This is a genomic window from Ralstonia sp. GX3-BWBA (genome assembly GCF_003290055.1).
GTDB classification, from domain to species: Bacteria; Pseudomonadota; Gammaproteobacteria; order Burkholderiales; family Burkholderiaceae; genus Ralstonia; species Ralstonia holmesii.
In genome coordinates, this window is record NZ_QMKS01000002.1 from 83010 (window position 1) to 98517 (window position 15508).

Here is a 15508-nt window from a genome sequence, read left to right on the forward strand (position 1 = left end):
AACACACATGCTGAGCTGGGACGACGACGTCAAACCTGCCGCACAACCTCCGGCTGCACCGCAGCCGGTGTATCAACCGCAGCCGCAACTGCAAACGGCCACCGCTGACCAGGGCGGCGTGCTGCCTCCGTCGGCCACCGCTGCCGCCGGCACGGGCATCCTCGGTAACAATCCGAACGCCGCTGCCGCACAGAGCAACCGCCGTGTGAACGCCGCCGACAAGCGCGTCATCAACGGCGCCACCGACGTCAACCAGCTGGTGCCGTTCAAGTACAAGTGGGCCTGGGAAAAGTACCTCGCCGGTTGCGCGAACCACTGGATGCCGCAGGAAATCAACATGTCGCGCGACATCGCGACGTGGAAAGACCCGAACGGCCTGACCGAAGACGAGCGCCGCATCATCAAGCGCAACCTGGGCTTCTTCGTGACGGCTGACTCGCTGGCCGCCAACAACATCGTGCTGGGCACGTACCGCCAGATCACCGCGCCGGAATGCCGCCAGTACCTGCTGCGCCAGGCGTTTGAAGAGGCAATCCACACGCACGCGTATCAGTACATCGTTGAGTCGCTGGGCCTGAACGAGGCCGAGATCTTCAACGCGTACCACGAAGTGCAGTCGATCCGTGACAAGGACGAGTTCCTGATCCCGTTCATCGACACGCTGACCGATCCGTCGTTCAAGACCGGCACGCCCGAGAACGATCAGAAGCTGCTGAAGTCGCTCATCGTCTTCGCCTGCATCATGGAAGGCCTGTTCTTCTACGTCGGCTTCACGCAGATCCTGGCGATGGGCCGTCAGAACAAAATGACCGGCGCTGCGGAGCAGTACCAGTACATCCTGCGCGACGAGTCGCTGCACTGCAATTTCGGTATCGACCTGATCAACCAGATCAAGCTGGAGAACCCGCACCTGTGGACGGCCGAGTTCAAGGCCGAGATCACGGAGCTGTTCAAGAAGGCGGTCGACCTGGAATACCGCTACGCAGAAGACACCATGCCGCGCGGCGTGCTGGGCCTGAACGCACCGATGTTCAAGGGCTACCTGCGCTTCATTTGCAACCGTCGCTGCCAGCAGATCGGCCTGGACGCGCTGTTCCCGAACGAAGAAAACCCGTTCCCGTGGATGAGCGAGATGATCGACCTGAAGAAGGAGCGCAACTTCTTCGAGACGCGCGTGATCGAGTACCAGACCGGCGGTGCGCTGTCTTGGGAGTGATCTGAGCCAACGGCTCGACACTCGGCTCGACCCGGCATCAACGTAGACAGGCGACGCACCATGCGTCGCCTGTTTGCGTTTTGGGGCGGTCGATTCACGTTTGTGCGGTTGCGCCGCGCCTGTTGGGCATGGCACGCTGCGGCTACCACTGCCCCCGGGATTCCCGCCATGACGGTCGAAGCTTTCTTCTCGCAGACCTACGATGAAGCGCGCGGCAAGTTCCTCGCCGCCGCGCAGACGCGCGGGCTCCGCATCGAGCGTCATCTGCATCCGGATGTGGCGGGGCCGTCCGGCGAGCAGCTCTCCATCGACACCGCGCTGCTTGCGCCGGCACAGGCGCAAACGCTGCTGATCGTCACCTCCGGCGTCCATGGTGTGGAGGGGTTCTGCGGCTCCGGCTGCCAGACCGGCCTGCTGCAAGACGAAGAACTATTCGCGCGGCTGGCGGCAGCCAACGTAGCGCTGCTGCTGGTGCACGCGGTCAATCCGTACGGGTTTGCACACTTGCGGCGCGTGAATGAAGACAACGTTGACCTGAACCGCAACAGCGTCGACTTTGCCGAAGCCGCTTCTGCCAACCCGGCCTATCTCGAAGTCGATCCACTTTTGCTGCCGCGCACGTGGCCGCCCAGCCAGGCGGATCAGGCAGCGCTGCAGCACTACATGGTGACGCGCGGCGAGAAGGCCCTGCAAGACGCCGCAACGAGCGGCCAATACCGCGTGCCGGACGGCATGTTCTACGGCGGCAGCGCGCCGTGCTGGAGCACGCTGCAGATGCGCGGGATCGTGTCGCGGCATGCGGCCGGCATGTCGCGCCTGGTGTGGATCGACCTGCATACCGGGCTCGGCCACTACGGCCACGGTGAGAAGATCTTCAACAGCCCCGACGCTGCGGAACTGGAGCGCGCCATGCGCACCTGGGGCGCCGATGTTCGACCGATTGCGGCAGCGGGTTCGGTCTCATCGGTCGTCAAGGGCGATCTGGTCGGCATCGCATACGAACTGCTGCCCCGCATCGAGAAGACCTGCGTGACGCTGGAGTTCGGCACGCTCGCACCGCTGGCGGTGCTGCAGGCGCTGCGTGCCGATCATTGGCTGCATCGCCATCCGGAGCAGGGCGCCGCGCAGCGCACCGGCATTCGCCAGGCGCTGCGTGATGCGTTTTATTGCGACGCGCCGGAATGGAAGGGGATGGTCTACGCGCAGACGCGCATGGCTGTTCTGCAAGCGCTGGCGCGGTTTTCCGGCTAAACGACGTCAGGCGGCGCCGGCAGGATCAGGGGAAGGCTTAGGTGCCCGCACCGTCAGCGCACACCCCGCTGACGCAGCGATGATGGCCAGAATTGCCACCCATTGGCGCCCGGTCAGCTGCTCGTGCAGCACGATTGCCCCCGCCAGCGCGCCGATGGCGGGCTCCAGGCTCAGCAACACGGAAAACGTCTTGCCCGGCAGGTGCTTGAGCGCCACCATCTCCAGCGAATACGGGATCGCGCTGGACAGCAGCCCGATGCCCAGTCCAGCCAGAATGAGCGAGGGCGCAAGCAGTGCCGACCCTGCCTGCGCCACCCCAAACGGAATCGCAAACAGCGCACCGACCAGCATGCCGATCGACGTAGCCTGGCCCGCATGCAGGCCGCCGAGGTTCTTGCCGGTCAGGATGTAGAGCGCCCAGCACACGCCGGCGGCCAGCGCATACATCGCGCCCAGGTGGTCAACCTGGCCGACCGACTTGTCGGCCACCGTCAGCATGAGCAAGCCGACCACCGCCAGCCCGATCCACACGAAATCCAGAGCGCGGCGCGACAGCAGCACGGCCAGCACCAGCGGCCCCGTGAATTCGATGGCGATCGCAATGCCGATCGGCAACCGCTGCAGCGACAGGTAGAACAGCAGGTTCATGCTCGCTAGCGTGATGCCGTACAGGGCAATGCGGCCGGCATCTGCGCGGCTCAAGTGCAGGCGCCACGGCCGCCAGAACGCCAGCAGGATCACCGCGCCAATCGTCACGCGGTACGTGACCGTGCCCGCAGCGCCCAGTACCGGAAACAGCGTCTTGGCAAATGAGTTACCGAGGCACACAGAGGCCATCGAACCCATCAGCGCAAGGATGGGCATCCAGGGGGAGGCTGTTGTCGTGGAAGTGGCGGAGGCGGGAGCAGCGGAAGGCATGGGCGACAGCGGAGGGGCGGCAGGAAGCGCAGCAGCGCAACGCCACAGCATAGCCGCGCACCACCGAGAAATCGTTGCGTTCTCTGCGGCGCGGGCGTCGCTTTTTATCGAATTGGCGTGCCTACAGGGCGGCTGCGCTGGGGCGGATCACGTCGATCAGCAACACGCGCAGGCCTTCGCGTTCGCCATCGGGGCGCGGGGTCACGCCGCGCTGCGGGCGCGGCGCTGCGAGCGGTGCGGGGTCTTCGGCGCTCATGCCGAAGACGGCCAGTCTGGACGCCGCAATGCGCTGCAGCGTGCCGCGCACGCCGGGCACGTCGAGGTCTTCCGGGTCGAAGCCGGTGGTGGCCGTCCAGTCGTCGCGGGCGATGTCCTGCAGGCCGTTGGCCATCTCGAACTGCAACGACGCGCCAAAACCCTTCTGCAACGAATGCGAGCCCAGCAGGTACTCCGCCGTCAGGAAGCCGCGCAGTCGCGTCCAGAACGCCAGCGAGCTGATATTGCCGCTCTTGAGCGCGTGGCTCGGGGCGACTTCCCAACTGTGATCGAGCAGTCTGTTGATGAGGCGGCCCCAGGTCGGCACATCAGTGCCCGCGGAGCAATCCTCGCCGGGGCCTTCCGGGCGTGCGAGCTGTCGCAGCAGCCCGGTAAACGAACCGGAACTGGGCCGTGCGCCAGCGGCTTGCGCGCCCGACGGCCAGCGCCATTGCAGCGGCGAAGCCGGCCGTGCGCCAGGCCATTGCGCGTACTGCTGCAGGCCAGTGCAGGGCGTCAGGTAGCGCCACTGGCGCTGGTCGCGGCCAACGCGGCGCAGCGGGTCCAGCTCGGCCGACAGGGCAAACTTGCCCAGAAAGGTTGCGTTGCGCGACTTGATCGGCGAACGCGCATAGACGTTGAAGTCGGGCCAACCTTCGTACAGGTTGATCTGCGGTAGCGCGTGGTGCTTGTCGAGCGCATCGTCGGGCTGATCGATGCGGCGGCTGGTAAGAAACAGCGCACGGCAATCGAGCGTCGGCACCGCGCCGCGCAGGCGCAGCAGCACGAGCAGATCGCCGAATTCCGCTGGGCGGGCTTCCGCGCGCGCCGGGTAGGCGTGCGGCTGTTCTTCGGGCCAGAAGGTGGTCAAGCGCAGGGCTGAACCCGGGAACGCACTGCGCAATCCTTGCCGGAGCAGGCGCAGGCCATCAGCGTGGCGCAGGATGCGCAGGACGGAAAGATCGTCGCGCAAGGCGGCATCAGGGTGGGGCGCGCGGCCGCCGTGCTCTGCGGCCAGCGCAAAGCGCCACAGCGCGGTGTCGCTGGCCAGATCCTGTGCAGCGACATCACGCACGGCACTGGAGCGGCCGCCGGACATCGGCTCATGGGCGTCGCCGGCAGTGTCTCCTGCTGCGGCATAGGCGCTGGTGGTCGACCCGGCAATCGCGCTAAAAGGGCCACTGAATGGCGGCCGGTTGCGCTCGGGCATGGCTATTCCAACATGGTTTTATCGATTCTCTGGCGCGCAGCATAGCACCATGCGACACACCAGAGAACGGAGCGGCGCCCCTCCCCTCGTTGGGGAATCGGGCGTGAAGTCTCGGCGATCAGGCGGTGCGGAACGACGCCACCGCGTCCCGCAGCACCTGCGCCTGTTCTTCCAGCGACAGCGCAGCGGCCGCAGCCTGCTCGACCAGCGCGGCGTTCTGCTGCGTCACCTCATCCATCTGGTTCACGGCCTGGTTTACCTGCTCGATGCCGGAGCTTTGTTCTTCGGAGGCCGAACTGATCTCGCCCATGATGTCGGTCACGCGCTTGACCGCGATCACCACCTCGTCGATCACGCTGCCCGCTTCGGCCACCAGCGCGGTGCCGTTTTCTACGCGGCCGACCGAATCGCCGATGAGTTCCTTGATCTCCTTGGCCGCCCCAGCCGAGCGCTGCGCCAGGTTGCGCACCTCTCCGGCCACCACGGCAAAGCCGCGGCCCTGTTCGCCGGCACGCGCGGCCTCGACCGCGGCATTGAGCGCCAGGATATTCGTCTGGAACGCGATGCCTTCGATTACGCCGATGATGTCGGCAATCTTCTTGCTGCTTTCGTTGATGCCCGCCATGGTGTCGATCACGCGGCCGACCACCTCGCCGCCCTTGGTCGCGATGTCCGATGCGTTGACGGCCAACGTGCTCGCCTGGCGCGCGTTGTCAGCGTTCTGACGCACGATGCTCGTCAGTTCTTCCATGCTCGACGCGGTTTCCTCCAGCGACGAAGCCTGCTCTTCCGTGCGTTGCGACAGATCGGCATTGCCAGCTGCGATCTGCTTGGTGGCACTCGCGATCGAGTCCGCCGACGTCTTGATATGGCTGATGGTGCCGGTCAGTTGCTGCTGCATCTGCGCCATGGCGACCAGCATGCTGTCGCGGTCGCCGGTGTGGGTTTGCACGTGCACGGCCAGGTCGCCGCCGGCAATGCGGCGTGCGACCTCAGTGGCGTAGCTGGGCTCACCGCCCAGCCCGCGCTGCACGTTGCGGATGATGAGCGACATGGCCAGCGACACCGCGCCGCCCACCAGCAGAATGACGAGCAGGTTGGCGATGAGCGAGTGGCGATACGCCGCATCCACTTCCTGCAGAAAGACGGCGCTAGAAATGTTCCAGTCCCACGGCGCGAAGTGCTTCACATAGCCGATCTTCGGCAATGCGGTCTCGCTGCCGGGCAAGCGGCCCTGGTATTCGGCAAAGCCGAAGCCCTTGTCTTTGGCGGCGTTGACGATGGTCGGGTAGACCGGTTTGCCGGTCGGGTCCTTGAAGCCTGCGGTGCTCTTGCCGACCATGTCGGCCAGCGTCGGGTGCATCAGCAGGATGAACTGCGAATCGACCACGAACAGGTAGCCGGTGGAGCCGAAGCGCATCGAGGCGAGCGTCGACAACGCGGCTTTCTTGGCATCGGCCTCGCTCATGGCACCCGATTGTGCGCGGCCGTGATACAGCTTGGCGACGCCTTCGGCGGCGTCCACCAGGTTCTGCAGCCCGACCTTACGTTCGTCGAGCATGGTCGCGCGGGTCTCCATCGCGCTCCAGATGCCAACGCCGATCAGCCCCAGCCACATCAGGGCCAGCGCGAGGCGCAGCTTTGCTTTGAGTGTCCACTGTCGCATGTCGCGTTTTCTCCACTTATTGTTTGACGACTCCGCAACGGTGTAACGGCGATCGAGTTGTCTTCTTTAGTGGAGATACCGTGCGCGCAGTGTGCGGATTTCCGCAAAAAGAAGGCGCCGGCTTGCACCGGCGCCCGAAGAGACGGTGCCCATCCACAAGGAGGGGCACCGCCGCGCGTTGGGAGGTTTCGCTATCAGTGGGCGATCATTGCTCGCGAATCCACGTTTGCGTACGGCCCAGCAGGCTGATGCCCAGGAAGCCGCGCACATTCAGTTTCTGACCGTCTTCCGACAGCGACATCTTGGCGCTGTAGACCTTGCCGTTTTCCGGGTCCAGGATCTGACCGCCATCCCAGTTGTTGTTGCCGTCCGCCTTCAGACCCGTGAGGATCGTCAGGCCCTTGATCGGCTGGTCCTTGCGGTCGTCCGTGCACTTGGTGCAGGTCTTGTTCTCGTCGCCGGGTACCAGGATCTTGCTGACCTTGCCCGAGAACGTGCCGCCGTTATCGACGATCGTCACCTCGCCTTTCTGTTTGCCTGTGTTGTCGTCGATGGTCTTCCAGGTGCCGGCGGGGCTGACTTGCGCGAAAGCGCTGCCGGCTGCCAGTGCGAGGGCCAATGCGCCAGCCAGGCGCGCGAGAGAGTGGGGGGTATGTTTCATTGTGGAGTCTCCTTGTTGTCAGTCAAAAAATCGGTGAGGGCTGATCGATGATGTCGGCGCAGGGATCAATGCGCGCTCAACGCACCGGTCAGGGGTGACAGCGGATTGCTGCCGGAGGTGCCGGCGGCGTTCGTGACGCCACCCAGCGCATTCGTGATTGGGGCGAGCGGGTTGCTGCTGCCGGCTGCGCCGCTCAGTGCGCTTGTTACCGGCGCCAGCGGATTGCTGCCACCGCCGAGGCCGCCACCGAGCGCGCCCGTGATCGGCGCCAGAGGATTCGTCGAACCGCTGCTGCTGCCGTTGACCAGGCCACCGGCGCTGGCTACCGTGCCGCCGACGGCGCCGACCACACCGCCAACGTCTGCCGTGAGCGGGTTGCCGCCGGCCGCGCCGACTTGCGCCCCCCCGCTCTGCAGGCCGCCGCCGACCGTGTTGAGTGCACCGGCCAGCGGGCCACCGAGCATGGTCGTGCTGCCGACCGTCTGCGTGCCCTTCACCACCTGCGACGACAGCGGCACGATCGCGTTGCTGGTCTGCTGCGTGACCTGCTGGACCGGGCCGCTCGACGTGGCGATGGTGGCCAAGCCGCCCGCACCTTGCAGCACTTGCCCGAGCGCCGACACACCGCTGCCCACCGGCGAAGTCACCGGATTCAGCGGCGCCAGCGGGCTGCCAGCGGCACCTAGATCCGAGATGGTCTGCCCTGCGTTGCCTGCCGTCACCCCGGCGGAGCGGATCACGTCACCCGAGCTCTGCACCGTGGTGCCGACCGGGTCGGGCGTCGAGCCGATCTTGCCGAGCCCGTTGCTGATGCCCGCACCCAACGTCTGGACCGTATTGCCAGTGGAGGTGACCGTCGCGCCAAGATCCTTCTGCGCTGCCGTGCCGCCGATGACGGGCACCGACGCCGTGCCGATCGTCGTGCCAAGGTCGCTGACGGTCTTGCCCGTCTGCGTGACCACGTTGCCGCCGCTGCTGGCCACGTTGCCGACCGGCACAGCGCCCGGATTGTTGTTGGCCGACGATGAGGGCGTCGTATCACCGTTCGGGTTGCCGCCCGAAGCGCAACCGGCCAGTGTCAGCACGGCTACGGCAGCTGCTGCCAGTAGGGTGCGCGACGCCGAAACGGCGGACAACGAAGCGGAAGAAGAAGTGTGGAGCGGGTTCTGAATCTTCATGGTGAGTCTCCTTGTAAGCGCGGCCCGTACCGCGTGTCACCGCCGGGTCAGAAGAACGCGCATCTGGCGTCCAGCGGGTAGCATCCGCCTGCGTTTGCTGTCGAATGCAAAGAAAGTTCTACAGAGCAGTGGCTAGTGATGCACGCCGGATGTCACACCCGACAGCGCACCGCCAACCAACCCGCCCACCGTTGTACCAACGCTGCCCAATCCGCCCAGCGGACCGGTCGCGGCCGTACCACCACTGCTGACGGCGCCGACCGAACCAAGCGCACTGACACCAGGCAAGCCCGCCGTCAGCGAACCGACTGCCGTCGTGACCGGCGCCAGAGCACCACCGAGTGCACCGGTTAGCGCACTACCCGGCGCACCACCCGCGGCAGATGGCGTCGCCGGCGAAACCATCGTCGACAACCCGGTGGTGAGCGAACCGAGCGCACCGACCGTGTTGCCCAACGTCGACACCAGCGCATCCCCCTTGCCGGCCGTCGTGATCGTGCTGCCCTCGCTGCCTAGCGCACTGCCGAGCGTCGCCAGCACGTTGCTCACCGGCGCTCCAAGACCGGTGGCGGCGCCCAGCGTTTGTGTGGTCGAAGTCAGCGTGCTGGTGAGCGGCACGATGGCGGTGATGGTGGCGGTCGTCACCTGCTCGACGGGGCCGGTCAGCGTCGCGATGGGCGTGCTGCCGGTCGATCCGGTGCTACCCGTTGCATTGCTGCCGTTGTCGTTCGACCACGTGGGCGAGCTTGATGCTGCGATCGCCGGCTTGGATTGCGAATCGCTGCCGCCGCCCAGCGACGTACCCATGTCGCCGCTGCCCGAATTCGCGCAGCCGGCCAACACGACGAGCGATGCCGTCGCCAGCACGCACTGCAGGAACACTCCGCGCTTCGGCGGATTCGATTTCGACAAGAACGCTTGATCGCGCATCTTGTGCCTCCACTACTCAGAACAGAACGCTTGTGTTGGACCCCTTCTGTCTTGCGCTCTTTGCTCGTCGGGTTTGTCTTCGTCAGGCTGTGGCGTTGGCGACGACCTCCCTGTCTTGTCACGTGCCACGCGCGAGGCCCGTGCCACACCGCCCGATCGATGCCGTGCTGATGTGGTGAGCGGATCGTGAAGTGAAACCGAATGGCATGACAATCAGCGTCAACCTGACACCCAGATATGCGGTTGCAGCAATTCACGCACTTGATTTCGAATGAAACGACACCGGAAGCCAATCTTCGGGTAGAAAATCCGCAGCAAAAATCGCCTGTGGATCGCCGTAGAACAATCCTTCTATCGTCGTAAAACAGCCTCGTTTCAAACGCAGTTGCGTGAACTTTTCAGCGGTTGCTGAGCAGGGTTTTCCCGCAATCGACGATTGGTTTTGCGCAGCGCATGTCGCGATCGCGCGGTCGCGCTCGCCAGCAGTTCGGCGTCGTCACGCTTGGGCGCGGGTGTCGCATGCATTGGCACCAACATCGCATGCGTCGATGCGATTCGCGCTCACGCACGCATCGATGTGTCGACCCTATCGCCAACACCTCGCGCATCGGATGCGCGGCACGCGACTTGCGGTACCTGCATGCACGCTGTTGACCATCGCAATCGCATCGACTTCGCGCGGCGCGCATCGACGGTGTTCGAGATGCGTGTCAGCAGTGTCGTCGACACGTTGAACACGTCGATGCGCATGTGTCGACTGCATCGATTGCGTGTGTATCGACGTGTTGAGCGCGAAAAATTCGCACGCGTTGTCGCATCTACGCATCGGTTTTTTCGATACGCATCGCGCAGCTCGCACGTCGGTACGCACGACGATGCCGAATGCGCGCGAGGCGCGTGCGTGTGTTCACGATGCACACGCGCACAACATCGCGTGTTGCTGTAAACCGGCATGACCACTGGGTTTGCGGGGCGCATGTGTCAACGTCGAGCAACGCCGTAACGTGATGTCACGACGCAAGAAAATGCGCCTTCGCGAGGTCGATCTGCGTGCATGCGCGAATCGAATCGCAGCGACGCACAGACGCAGCGCAATCCTTCACCAAAACTCACCGCGCTTTTTGCATAAATCTCTTAACATCACCGCGCAAACGAATTATGATTCGCCTTGACAAGACGTTGACTTCGATGCAAGGAAGCTTCGCGCGATCAACGACGATGAAGTTCCAAGCGGCAAGTGAAAGGTAGTCGAGGAGCGTAACCACTTTGATGCACGCCACGCCGACAGGGCTGTTCGAACTCGGTGCCGTCTCTGCGATCCCCCCGTTGGGATGGGCGTACTACCCCCAAAAGAAAACGCGCGCTCTCCAGTTTTTCGCTGTGTGCAAAGTCACGCTGCACGCGGCTTTGCGGTCCACGCAGCGATTCGCGCAAGATCAGATTTCGACCGGTGTGGCCACGATGCCCCGGTCCTCTCAATTGATGAAGACTCGCCGGATGCAATATGTCTGGCCGACTGCGGTTACGCCTGTGTGCGCAATCGAGGCGTGTAACTTGCTGCGTGTTTCCGCCGCGCAAGTCGCAGATCTTCCTACCGAATTCATTAGCGTGCGACTGCCGTTTGGTGGTGCGCCGATGAATCGCTCGCTCGGTTGGTCTGGCGATGCCAATGCATCGTGGGATCGGGCCGGTCGGGTTGCTCAATCTCGATAGTTCGATACCCAATCTTGAAGGAGTTTCCCATGGCAACTGCTGCTAAGAAGAAACCGGCCGCCAAGGCCCCGGCCAAGAAGGCCGCTGCGAAGAAGGCTCCGGCCGCCAAGAAGGCTGCTGCAAAGAAGGCTGCTCCGGCCGCAAAGAAGGCCCCGGCCAAGAAGGTTGCAGCTAAGAAGGTCGCTGCCAAGAAGGCACCCGCCAAGAAGGCCGCAGTGAAAAAGGTTGCAGCCAAGAAGGCTCCGGCCAAGAAAGCTGCAGTGAAGAAGGTTGCAGCCAAAAAGGCCCCGGCCAAGAAAGCTGCAGTGAAGAAGGTTGCAGCCAAGAAGGCTCCGGCCAAGAAAGCTGCAGTGAAGAAGGTTGCAGCCAAGAAGGCTCCGGCTGCGAAGAAGGCTGCTGCTAAGCCTGCTGCGAAGAAGGCTGCCGCCAAGAAGGCCCCGGCTGCGAAGAAGGCTGCTGCCAAGCCTGCTGCGAAGAAGGCCCCCGCGAAGAAGGCTGTCGCCAAGCCCGCTGCTGCTCCGGCCGCTGCACCTGCTGCACCCGCTGCCAAGACCGCGCTGAATCCGGCTGCGGCATGGCCGTTCCCGACCGGCAACCGTCCGTAAGTCATTCTTACGACGGTGATCCTCCGGGACCACAGCGGCGCGCAAGTCGCGCCCACCTGATCGGATACTGCGTATCCGGTCCGCAAGACCTCAGTGTCTTGCACCGCCCGCCGATCGGCTCACGCCTCGGCGGGCTTTTTCTTGCCCCGAGCATCGCGCATACGTTTCTCGCAGGCAAAAAAACACCGCACCGGCGCGATGCCGATGCGGTGTTTCCGATAAAGCCCTCGGCCTATCAGCCGAGCGTTGTCGATCAGTGCGTGACGCGCGTCACGCCACCCGATGAGAGCAGACGCACGCGCTCCCCAGGGCGGAAGGCCTCGTCGGCGTCTTGCGTGATCGCGCGGTACTCGCCGTTGTCGAGCTTGACCGTGATTTCCAGGCCCGGACGCTTGTTCATCTGACCCTCGAGCGCGCTGCCTGCAACGCCACCGAGAATCGCACCGAGCACACCCGCCGCCACCGAGCCGTTGCCGCGCCCGATGGCTGCTGCCGAACCGATGCCGCCGATCGCGCCGCCGGCAATGGTGCCAACGCCGGTCTGTTCACGGTCGATCACGACATTGCGCACGGAATCTACCGTACCGAAGCGCACGGTCTGCTCGCGCTGCGCCTGACCCGAGGTGTAAGCGCTGTTGGAGTTGGTGCCCATGGCGCAGCCTTGCAGGCCAAGGGCGGCGACCAGCAGAGTCGCGGCGCCGATGCGATAGATGGGTTTCATGTTGATTCCTTATTGATACCGGTACCCGAAAGCGGATTCAAAGCGCCGCGCAATTTCGTCGACGGGCAGGCCGTGATTTTGCGGGCCTTGGCAAGCGATCTTGAGTGAGCCCATCAGGCTGGCGAGGCGGCCGGTGGTGTCCCAATCCAGGCCGTTCTCGATGCCGTAGAGCAGGCCGCCGCGGAATGCGTCGCCGCAACCGGTCGGGTCGACCACACGTTCGGCCGGCACGGCCGGAATAGTGTACTGCTTGCCGCCGGCGTAAATCTCCGCCCCTTCTTCCCCGCGCGTGACGATGTAAGCCTCGACGCGCTGCGCAAGTTCTGCCGCACTGTAGCCCGTGCGTGACAGCATGACCTGCGCTTCGTAGTCATTGACCACCACGTAGCTGGCGAGTTCAACGAAGTGGCGGAGGTCAGCGCCGTCAAACAGCGGCATTGCCTGGCCCAGATCAAAGATGAACGGCACGCCGGATTCGGCAAATTGCGTCGCGTGGTGGAGCATGCCTTCGCGGCTGTCGGGGCCAACGAGGCCGAGCCTGGCTGGCAGCGCATTCTTGACCGAATTGATGCTCGAATGGCTCATCGCGCCTGGGTGAAACGCGGTGATCTGGTTGTTGTCTCGGTCGGTCGTGATCATCGCTTGCGCGGTGAACGTGTCCGGAACCTCCGTGACATGCGCTGTCGAGATACCGAGCTTCTGCAGATAGTCCAGATACGGGCCTGCATCCTGGCCGACCGTGCCCATGATGATGGGGTCGCCGCCGAGCATCTTCAGCGTGAAGGCGATGTTGCCTGCGCAGCCACCGAACTCCCGGCGCATGGTCGGCACCAGAAAGGAAACGTTCAGGATGTGAATCTTGTCGGGCAGGATGTGTTCGCGGAAGTGTCCGTCGAACGTCATGATGGTGTCGTAGGCAACCGAGCCGCAGATCACGCTGGCCATATTGAAGCACTCCAGATATGACACGGCCGCCCAGTGGACGGCCGTGTGATGAACGAGAGACCGGAAGCCGGTCTCCATGCAATCAGTTCAGCTTACTTCAGCGCAGCCAGGGCAGCGTCGTAGTTCGGCTCGTCCTTGATTTCGGGCACGAGTTGCGAGTACAGGACGTTGTCGTTGGCGTCGAGCACAACCACGGCACGCGCAGTCACGCCAGCCAGCGGGCCCGACGTGATGTCGACGCCGTAGGCTTGCTTGAAACCCTTGTCGCGGAAGGTCGACAGCGGCTTCACATTGGCGATGCCTTCGGTGGTGCAGAAGCGGCCGGCCGCGAACGGCAGGTCAGCAGAGATGGAGAGCACGACGGTGTTATCCAGCTTGGCAGCGGCTTCGTTGAACTTGCGCGTGGAGGTGGCGCACACCGGGGTGTCCAGGCTCGGCACGATGTTCAAGACCTTGCGCTTGCCGGCAAAGTCAGCGAGCGAGACGTCTTTCAGGTCTGCGCCGACCAGCGTGAATGCCGGAGCCTTCGAGCCTGCGGTCGGGAATTGGCCGCCGACTTCGATCGGGTTGCCGCCAAGGGTCACGTTTGCCATGGTGTTACTCCTTCCTTTGATACATGTTGGGGAAAAGCCGCTAACAGGACCCTTCTGGCCTCTGCGTCGGCACGCCGGGCCGGCAGGGTCTTGTTAGCGGCTCTAAGCCAGGGGTGAAGATTCAGGGGTAAAAAATCAGGACCCGGTAGTTGGCCGTCGGGCGCTGGGATTGGAATCGTACCCGAATCGGTAATTCGGCGCGGGCGGGCAGCCCTGACTTGCTGTATGCACTGTCGGTCGGGTTCAGGTAGTCGGTGGGCAGCAGCGCGCGGCGCGAGAGCAGTTGGTCTTGCAGGTCCGTTGTTACCAGCTCGATGGCCGGCAGGGCGATGGGGCCGCCGGCGCGGTTGCGCAACGTGGCCGTCAGTACGTACTGGTCGGATGCATCGCCTTCTTGCCGCTGCAGTTGCGAGGATTCGATCTGCAATGCATCGAGATCACGCGGCGGCGCGATCGTGCAGCGCAGTGGCTGGCACAGGGCTTCCAACATCGGGCGTGTGGAGGGCACGCGGCGCGCGATCTCCGCGCGCGCCAGGAAGAGCATCTGCGCCACCGCCAGCACCGTCAGCAAGCCGATCGCGATGCGCGCGAGGGCACGGCGTCCGGTGGTTTTGCGTGCCTGCTCGCGGGCCTGCGCGGCACGCAGAAAATCCAGCGTCGCGGCAGAGACACCATGATTCGGCCCACGCGCCTTGCGCGGACGTGGAGCACCGGTCAGCGTGCGCTGCGGTGCCGGACCGGTCGGCTCGGCTTGCGTGCGACGTGCTTGACCATGGCGGCGCGGCACCGGCGCAAAAAGCGTGTGCGGATCGGTTTCGTGGCGCATCCAGACCGAATCGTGCTTCTCCGCCTCGGGCTTCGGGGATGCGACGGCTGCCGGCGTGGACGGTGCCGCTGCCGGAGGTGCCAGGGGCGCGATGGCCGGCTCTACCGGCAGGTCTGCCGACGGCTGCTTGGGCACGGCGGCGGCGAACGCGTCTTCCTCGTCGTCGAGGTCGCGGATCGGCGGCAGGCCGTGGAACGGATCGGCGGGAGCGGCGGGAGCGGCGGTTGCGGCGGGCGGTTCGGGTTGCGGTGCCTGCTGTGCGGGCTCGGCGGCAGGCTCGGCAGCGTGCTCGATTGGCGCCTCGTCCGGTAGCGGGCGCGTGTCCGGCGCAGTCGATTGCACGTCGGGCGCGGGTGTTGCGCCTTCAACTTCCCCCAGATGCACTTCGGCGATGCCTTCTTCTGGAACGTCTTCTTCCCAGATCAGCGTCATGCCGAAGCCGTGATCGTCCTCTGCTGCAGGCGGCGCCGCGGGCGTTTCCGGTTCAGGGGTGGCGGGCGTTGAGAGCGGCGCTATGCGCGCGGCGTGTTCCGGCGATTGCTGTGACTGCGGTGCTTCGGCGGTCGGCGCCGCAGGCGTGAGCACGGCGCCAAGCTCGATCAGGTGATCGCGGCCATCGAAGACGTGATTGCAGCGGCCGCAACGGACGAGCCCGCCGCGCAGCCGAAGCTGATCGGCGACAACGCGAAATGCGGTTTGGCAGTTGGGACAGCGGGCGGCCAAACGTGGCGCAGCTTGTGGCGCAGTTGCCATGCGGGACGAGGAGAAAAATGCCGACCGCGCGAGTATTGCAGACAGCGGCGCCAGCGTCGACCTTTGC

At 64.6% G+C, this 15508-nt stretch carries 14 protein-coding genes; 3 read left to right on the forward strand and 11 right to left on the reverse strand.

All coding sequences use genetic code 11. The features are described from left to right. Positions 1-7: 7 nt before the first annotated feature. Entirely contained in the window at positions 8-1216 is a 1209-nt protein-coding gene (locus tag DOD19_RS01120; RefSeq protein WP_024979143.1) for a ribonucleotide-diphosphate reductase subunit beta, read from the forward strand. A 168-nt stretch (positions 1217-1384) separates the two neighbouring features. Continuing rightward, positions 1385-2467 (forward strand): M14 family metallopeptidase, encoded by a 1083-nt coding sequence (locus DOD19_RS01125; protein WP_204360014.1) that lies wholly within the window; start codon positions 1385-1387, stop codon positions 2465-2467. Positions 2468-2473: 6 nt separating this feature from the next. Here the strand turns inward: DOD19_RS01125 and DOD19_RS01130 are convergent, their stop codons facing one another. From DOD19_RS01130 to DOD19_RS01160, 7 genes are all read right to left on the reverse strand, one after another. Beyond that, complete coding sequence (locus DOD19_RS01130; protein ID WP_112183703.1) at positions 2474-3385, reverse strand: DMT family transporter; 912 nt, start codon at positions 3383-3385, stop codon at positions 2474-2476. Between the two features lie 121 nt (positions 3386-3506). Next, on the reverse strand, positions 3507-4850 hold the full coding sequence (locus tag DOD19_RS01135) for a peroxidase (protein ID WP_112183620.1): 1344 nt from the start codon (positions 4848-4850) through the stop codon (positions 3507-3509). Positions 4851-4968: 118 nt separating this feature from the next. Further along, positions 4969-6516: a methyl-accepting chemotaxis protein gene (locus DOD19_RS01140; protein WP_112183622.1), complete on the reverse strand. Its 1548-nt coding sequence runs from the start codon at positions 6514-6516 to the stop codon at positions 4969-4971. Positions 6517-6721: 205 nt separating this feature from the next. Then, positions 6722-7177 (reverse strand): DUF2147 domain-containing protein, encoded by a 456-nt coding sequence (locus DOD19_RS01145; RefSeq protein WP_024979138.1) that lies wholly within the window; start codon positions 7175-7177, stop codon positions 6722-6724. Between the two features lie 65 nt (positions 7178-7242). Continuing rightward, positions 7243-8355 (reverse strand): collagen-like triple helix repeat-containing protein, encoded by a 1113-nt coding sequence (locus DOD19_RS01150; protein ID WP_112183624.1) that lies wholly within the window; start codon positions 8353-8355, stop codon positions 7243-7245. 132 nt (positions 8356-8487) lie between these two features. Further along, positions 8488-9285, reverse strand: a complete 798-nt coding sequence (locus DOD19_RS01155; RefSeq protein ID WP_112183626.1) for a collagen-like triple helix repeat-containing protein — start codon at positions 9283-9285, stop codon at positions 8488-8490. Positions 9286-9846: 561 nt separating this feature from the next. Continuing rightward, positions 9847-10035, reverse strand: a complete 189-nt coding sequence (locus DOD19_RS01160; protein WP_112183628.1) for a hypothetical protein — start codon at positions 10033-10035, stop codon at positions 9847-9849. 992 nt (positions 10036-11027) lie between these two features. Between DOD19_RS01160 and DOD19_RS01175 the strand changes: the two genes are divergently transcribed. Then, positions 11028-11603 carry a histone H1-like DNA-binding protein gene (locus DOD19_RS01175; RefSeq protein ID WP_004632965.1) on the forward strand — a complete coding sequence of 192 codons (576 nt, stop codon included), beginning with the start codon at positions 11028-11030 and terminating at the stop codon, positions 11601-11603. 253 nt (positions 11604-11856) lie between these two features. Here the strand turns inward: DOD19_RS01175 and DOD19_RS01180 are convergent, their stop codons facing one another. The 4 genes from DOD19_RS01180 to DOD19_RS01195 all read right to left on the reverse strand — a co-directional run bounded on the left by DOD19_RS01180 (position 11857) and on the right by DOD19_RS01195 (position 15441). After that, positions 11857-12324: a membrane protein gene (locus DOD19_RS01180; protein ID WP_009241557.1), complete on the reverse strand. Its 468-nt coding sequence runs from the start codon at positions 12322-12324 to the stop codon at positions 11857-11859. 9 nt (positions 12325-12333) lie between these two features. Continuing rightward, positions 12334-13269 (reverse strand): carbohydrate kinase family protein, encoded by a 936-nt coding sequence (locus tag DOD19_RS01185; RefSeq protein WP_024979134.1) that lies wholly within the window; start codon positions 13267-13269, stop codon positions 12334-12336. Between the two features lie 92 nt (positions 13270-13361). Further along, on the reverse strand, positions 13362-13862 hold the full coding sequence (tpx, locus tag DOD19_RS01190; protein ID WP_024979133.1) for a thiol peroxidase: 501 nt from the start codon (positions 13860-13862) through the stop codon (positions 13362-13364). A 121-nt stretch (positions 13863-13983) separates the two neighbouring features. After that, complete coding sequence (locus DOD19_RS01195) at positions 13984-15441, reverse strand: DUF3426 domain-containing protein (RefSeq protein ID WP_112183632.1); 1458 nt, start codon at positions 15439-15441, stop codon at positions 13984-13986. Positions 15442-15508: the final 67 nt, after the last annotated feature.

Excerpts from the sequence above, each read along its gene's own strand:
- DOD19_RS01120 (WP_024979143.1), top strand. The coding sequence starts at position 8 with ATGCTGAGCTGGGACGACGACGTCAAACCTGCCGCACAACCTCCGGCT.
- DOD19_RS01125 (WP_204360014.1), top strand. The coding sequence starts at position 1,385 with ATGACGGTCGAAGCTTTCTTCTCGCAGACCTACGATGAAGCGCGCGGC.
- DOD19_RS01130 (WP_112183703.1), bottom strand. The coding sequence starts at position 3,385 with ATGCCTTCCGCTGCTCCCGCCTCCGCCACTTCCACGACAACAGCCTCC.
- DOD19_RS01135 (WP_112183620.1), bottom strand. The coding sequence starts at position 4,850 with ATGCCCGAGCGCAACCGGCCGCCATTCAGTGGCCCTTTTAGCGCGATT.
- DOD19_RS01140 (WP_112183622.1), bottom strand. The coding sequence starts at position 6,516 with ATGCGACAGTGGACACTCAAAGCAAAGCTGCGCCTCGCGCTGGCCCTG.
- DOD19_RS01145 (WP_024979138.1), bottom strand. The coding sequence starts at position 7,177 with ATGAAACATACCCCCCACTCTCTCGCGCGCCTGGCTGGCGCATTGGCC.
- DOD19_RS01150 (WP_112183624.1), bottom strand. The coding sequence starts at position 8,355 with ATGAAGATTCAGAACCCGCTCCACACTTCTTCTTCCGCTTCGTTGTCC.
- DOD19_RS01155 (WP_112183626.1), bottom strand. The coding sequence starts at position 9,285 with ATGCGCGATCAAGCGTTCTTGTCGAAATCGAATCCGCCGAAGCGCGGA.
- DOD19_RS01160 (WP_112183628.1), bottom strand. The coding sequence starts at position 10,035 with ATGCGCATCGACGTGTTCAACGTGTCGACGACACTGCTGACACGCATC.
- DOD19_RS01175 (WP_004632965.1), top strand. The coding sequence starts at position 11,028 with ATGGCAACTGCTGCTAAGAAGAAACCGGCCGCCAAGGCCCCGGCCAAG.
- DOD19_RS01180 (WP_009241557.1), bottom strand. The coding sequence starts at position 12,324 with ATGAAACCCATCTATCGCATCGGCGCCGCGACTCTGCTGGTCGCCGCC.
- DOD19_RS01185 (WP_024979134.1), bottom strand. The coding sequence starts at position 13,269 with ATGGCCAGCGTGATCTGCGGCTCGGTTGCCTACGACACCATCATGACG.
- tpx (WP_024979133.1), bottom strand. The coding sequence starts at position 13,862 with ATGGCAAACGTGACCCTTGGCGGCAACCCGATCGAAGTCGGCGGCCAA.
- DOD19_RS01195 (WP_112183632.1), bottom strand. The coding sequence starts at position 15,441 with ATGGCAACTGCGCCACAAGCTGCGCCACGTTTGGCCGCCCGCTGTCCC.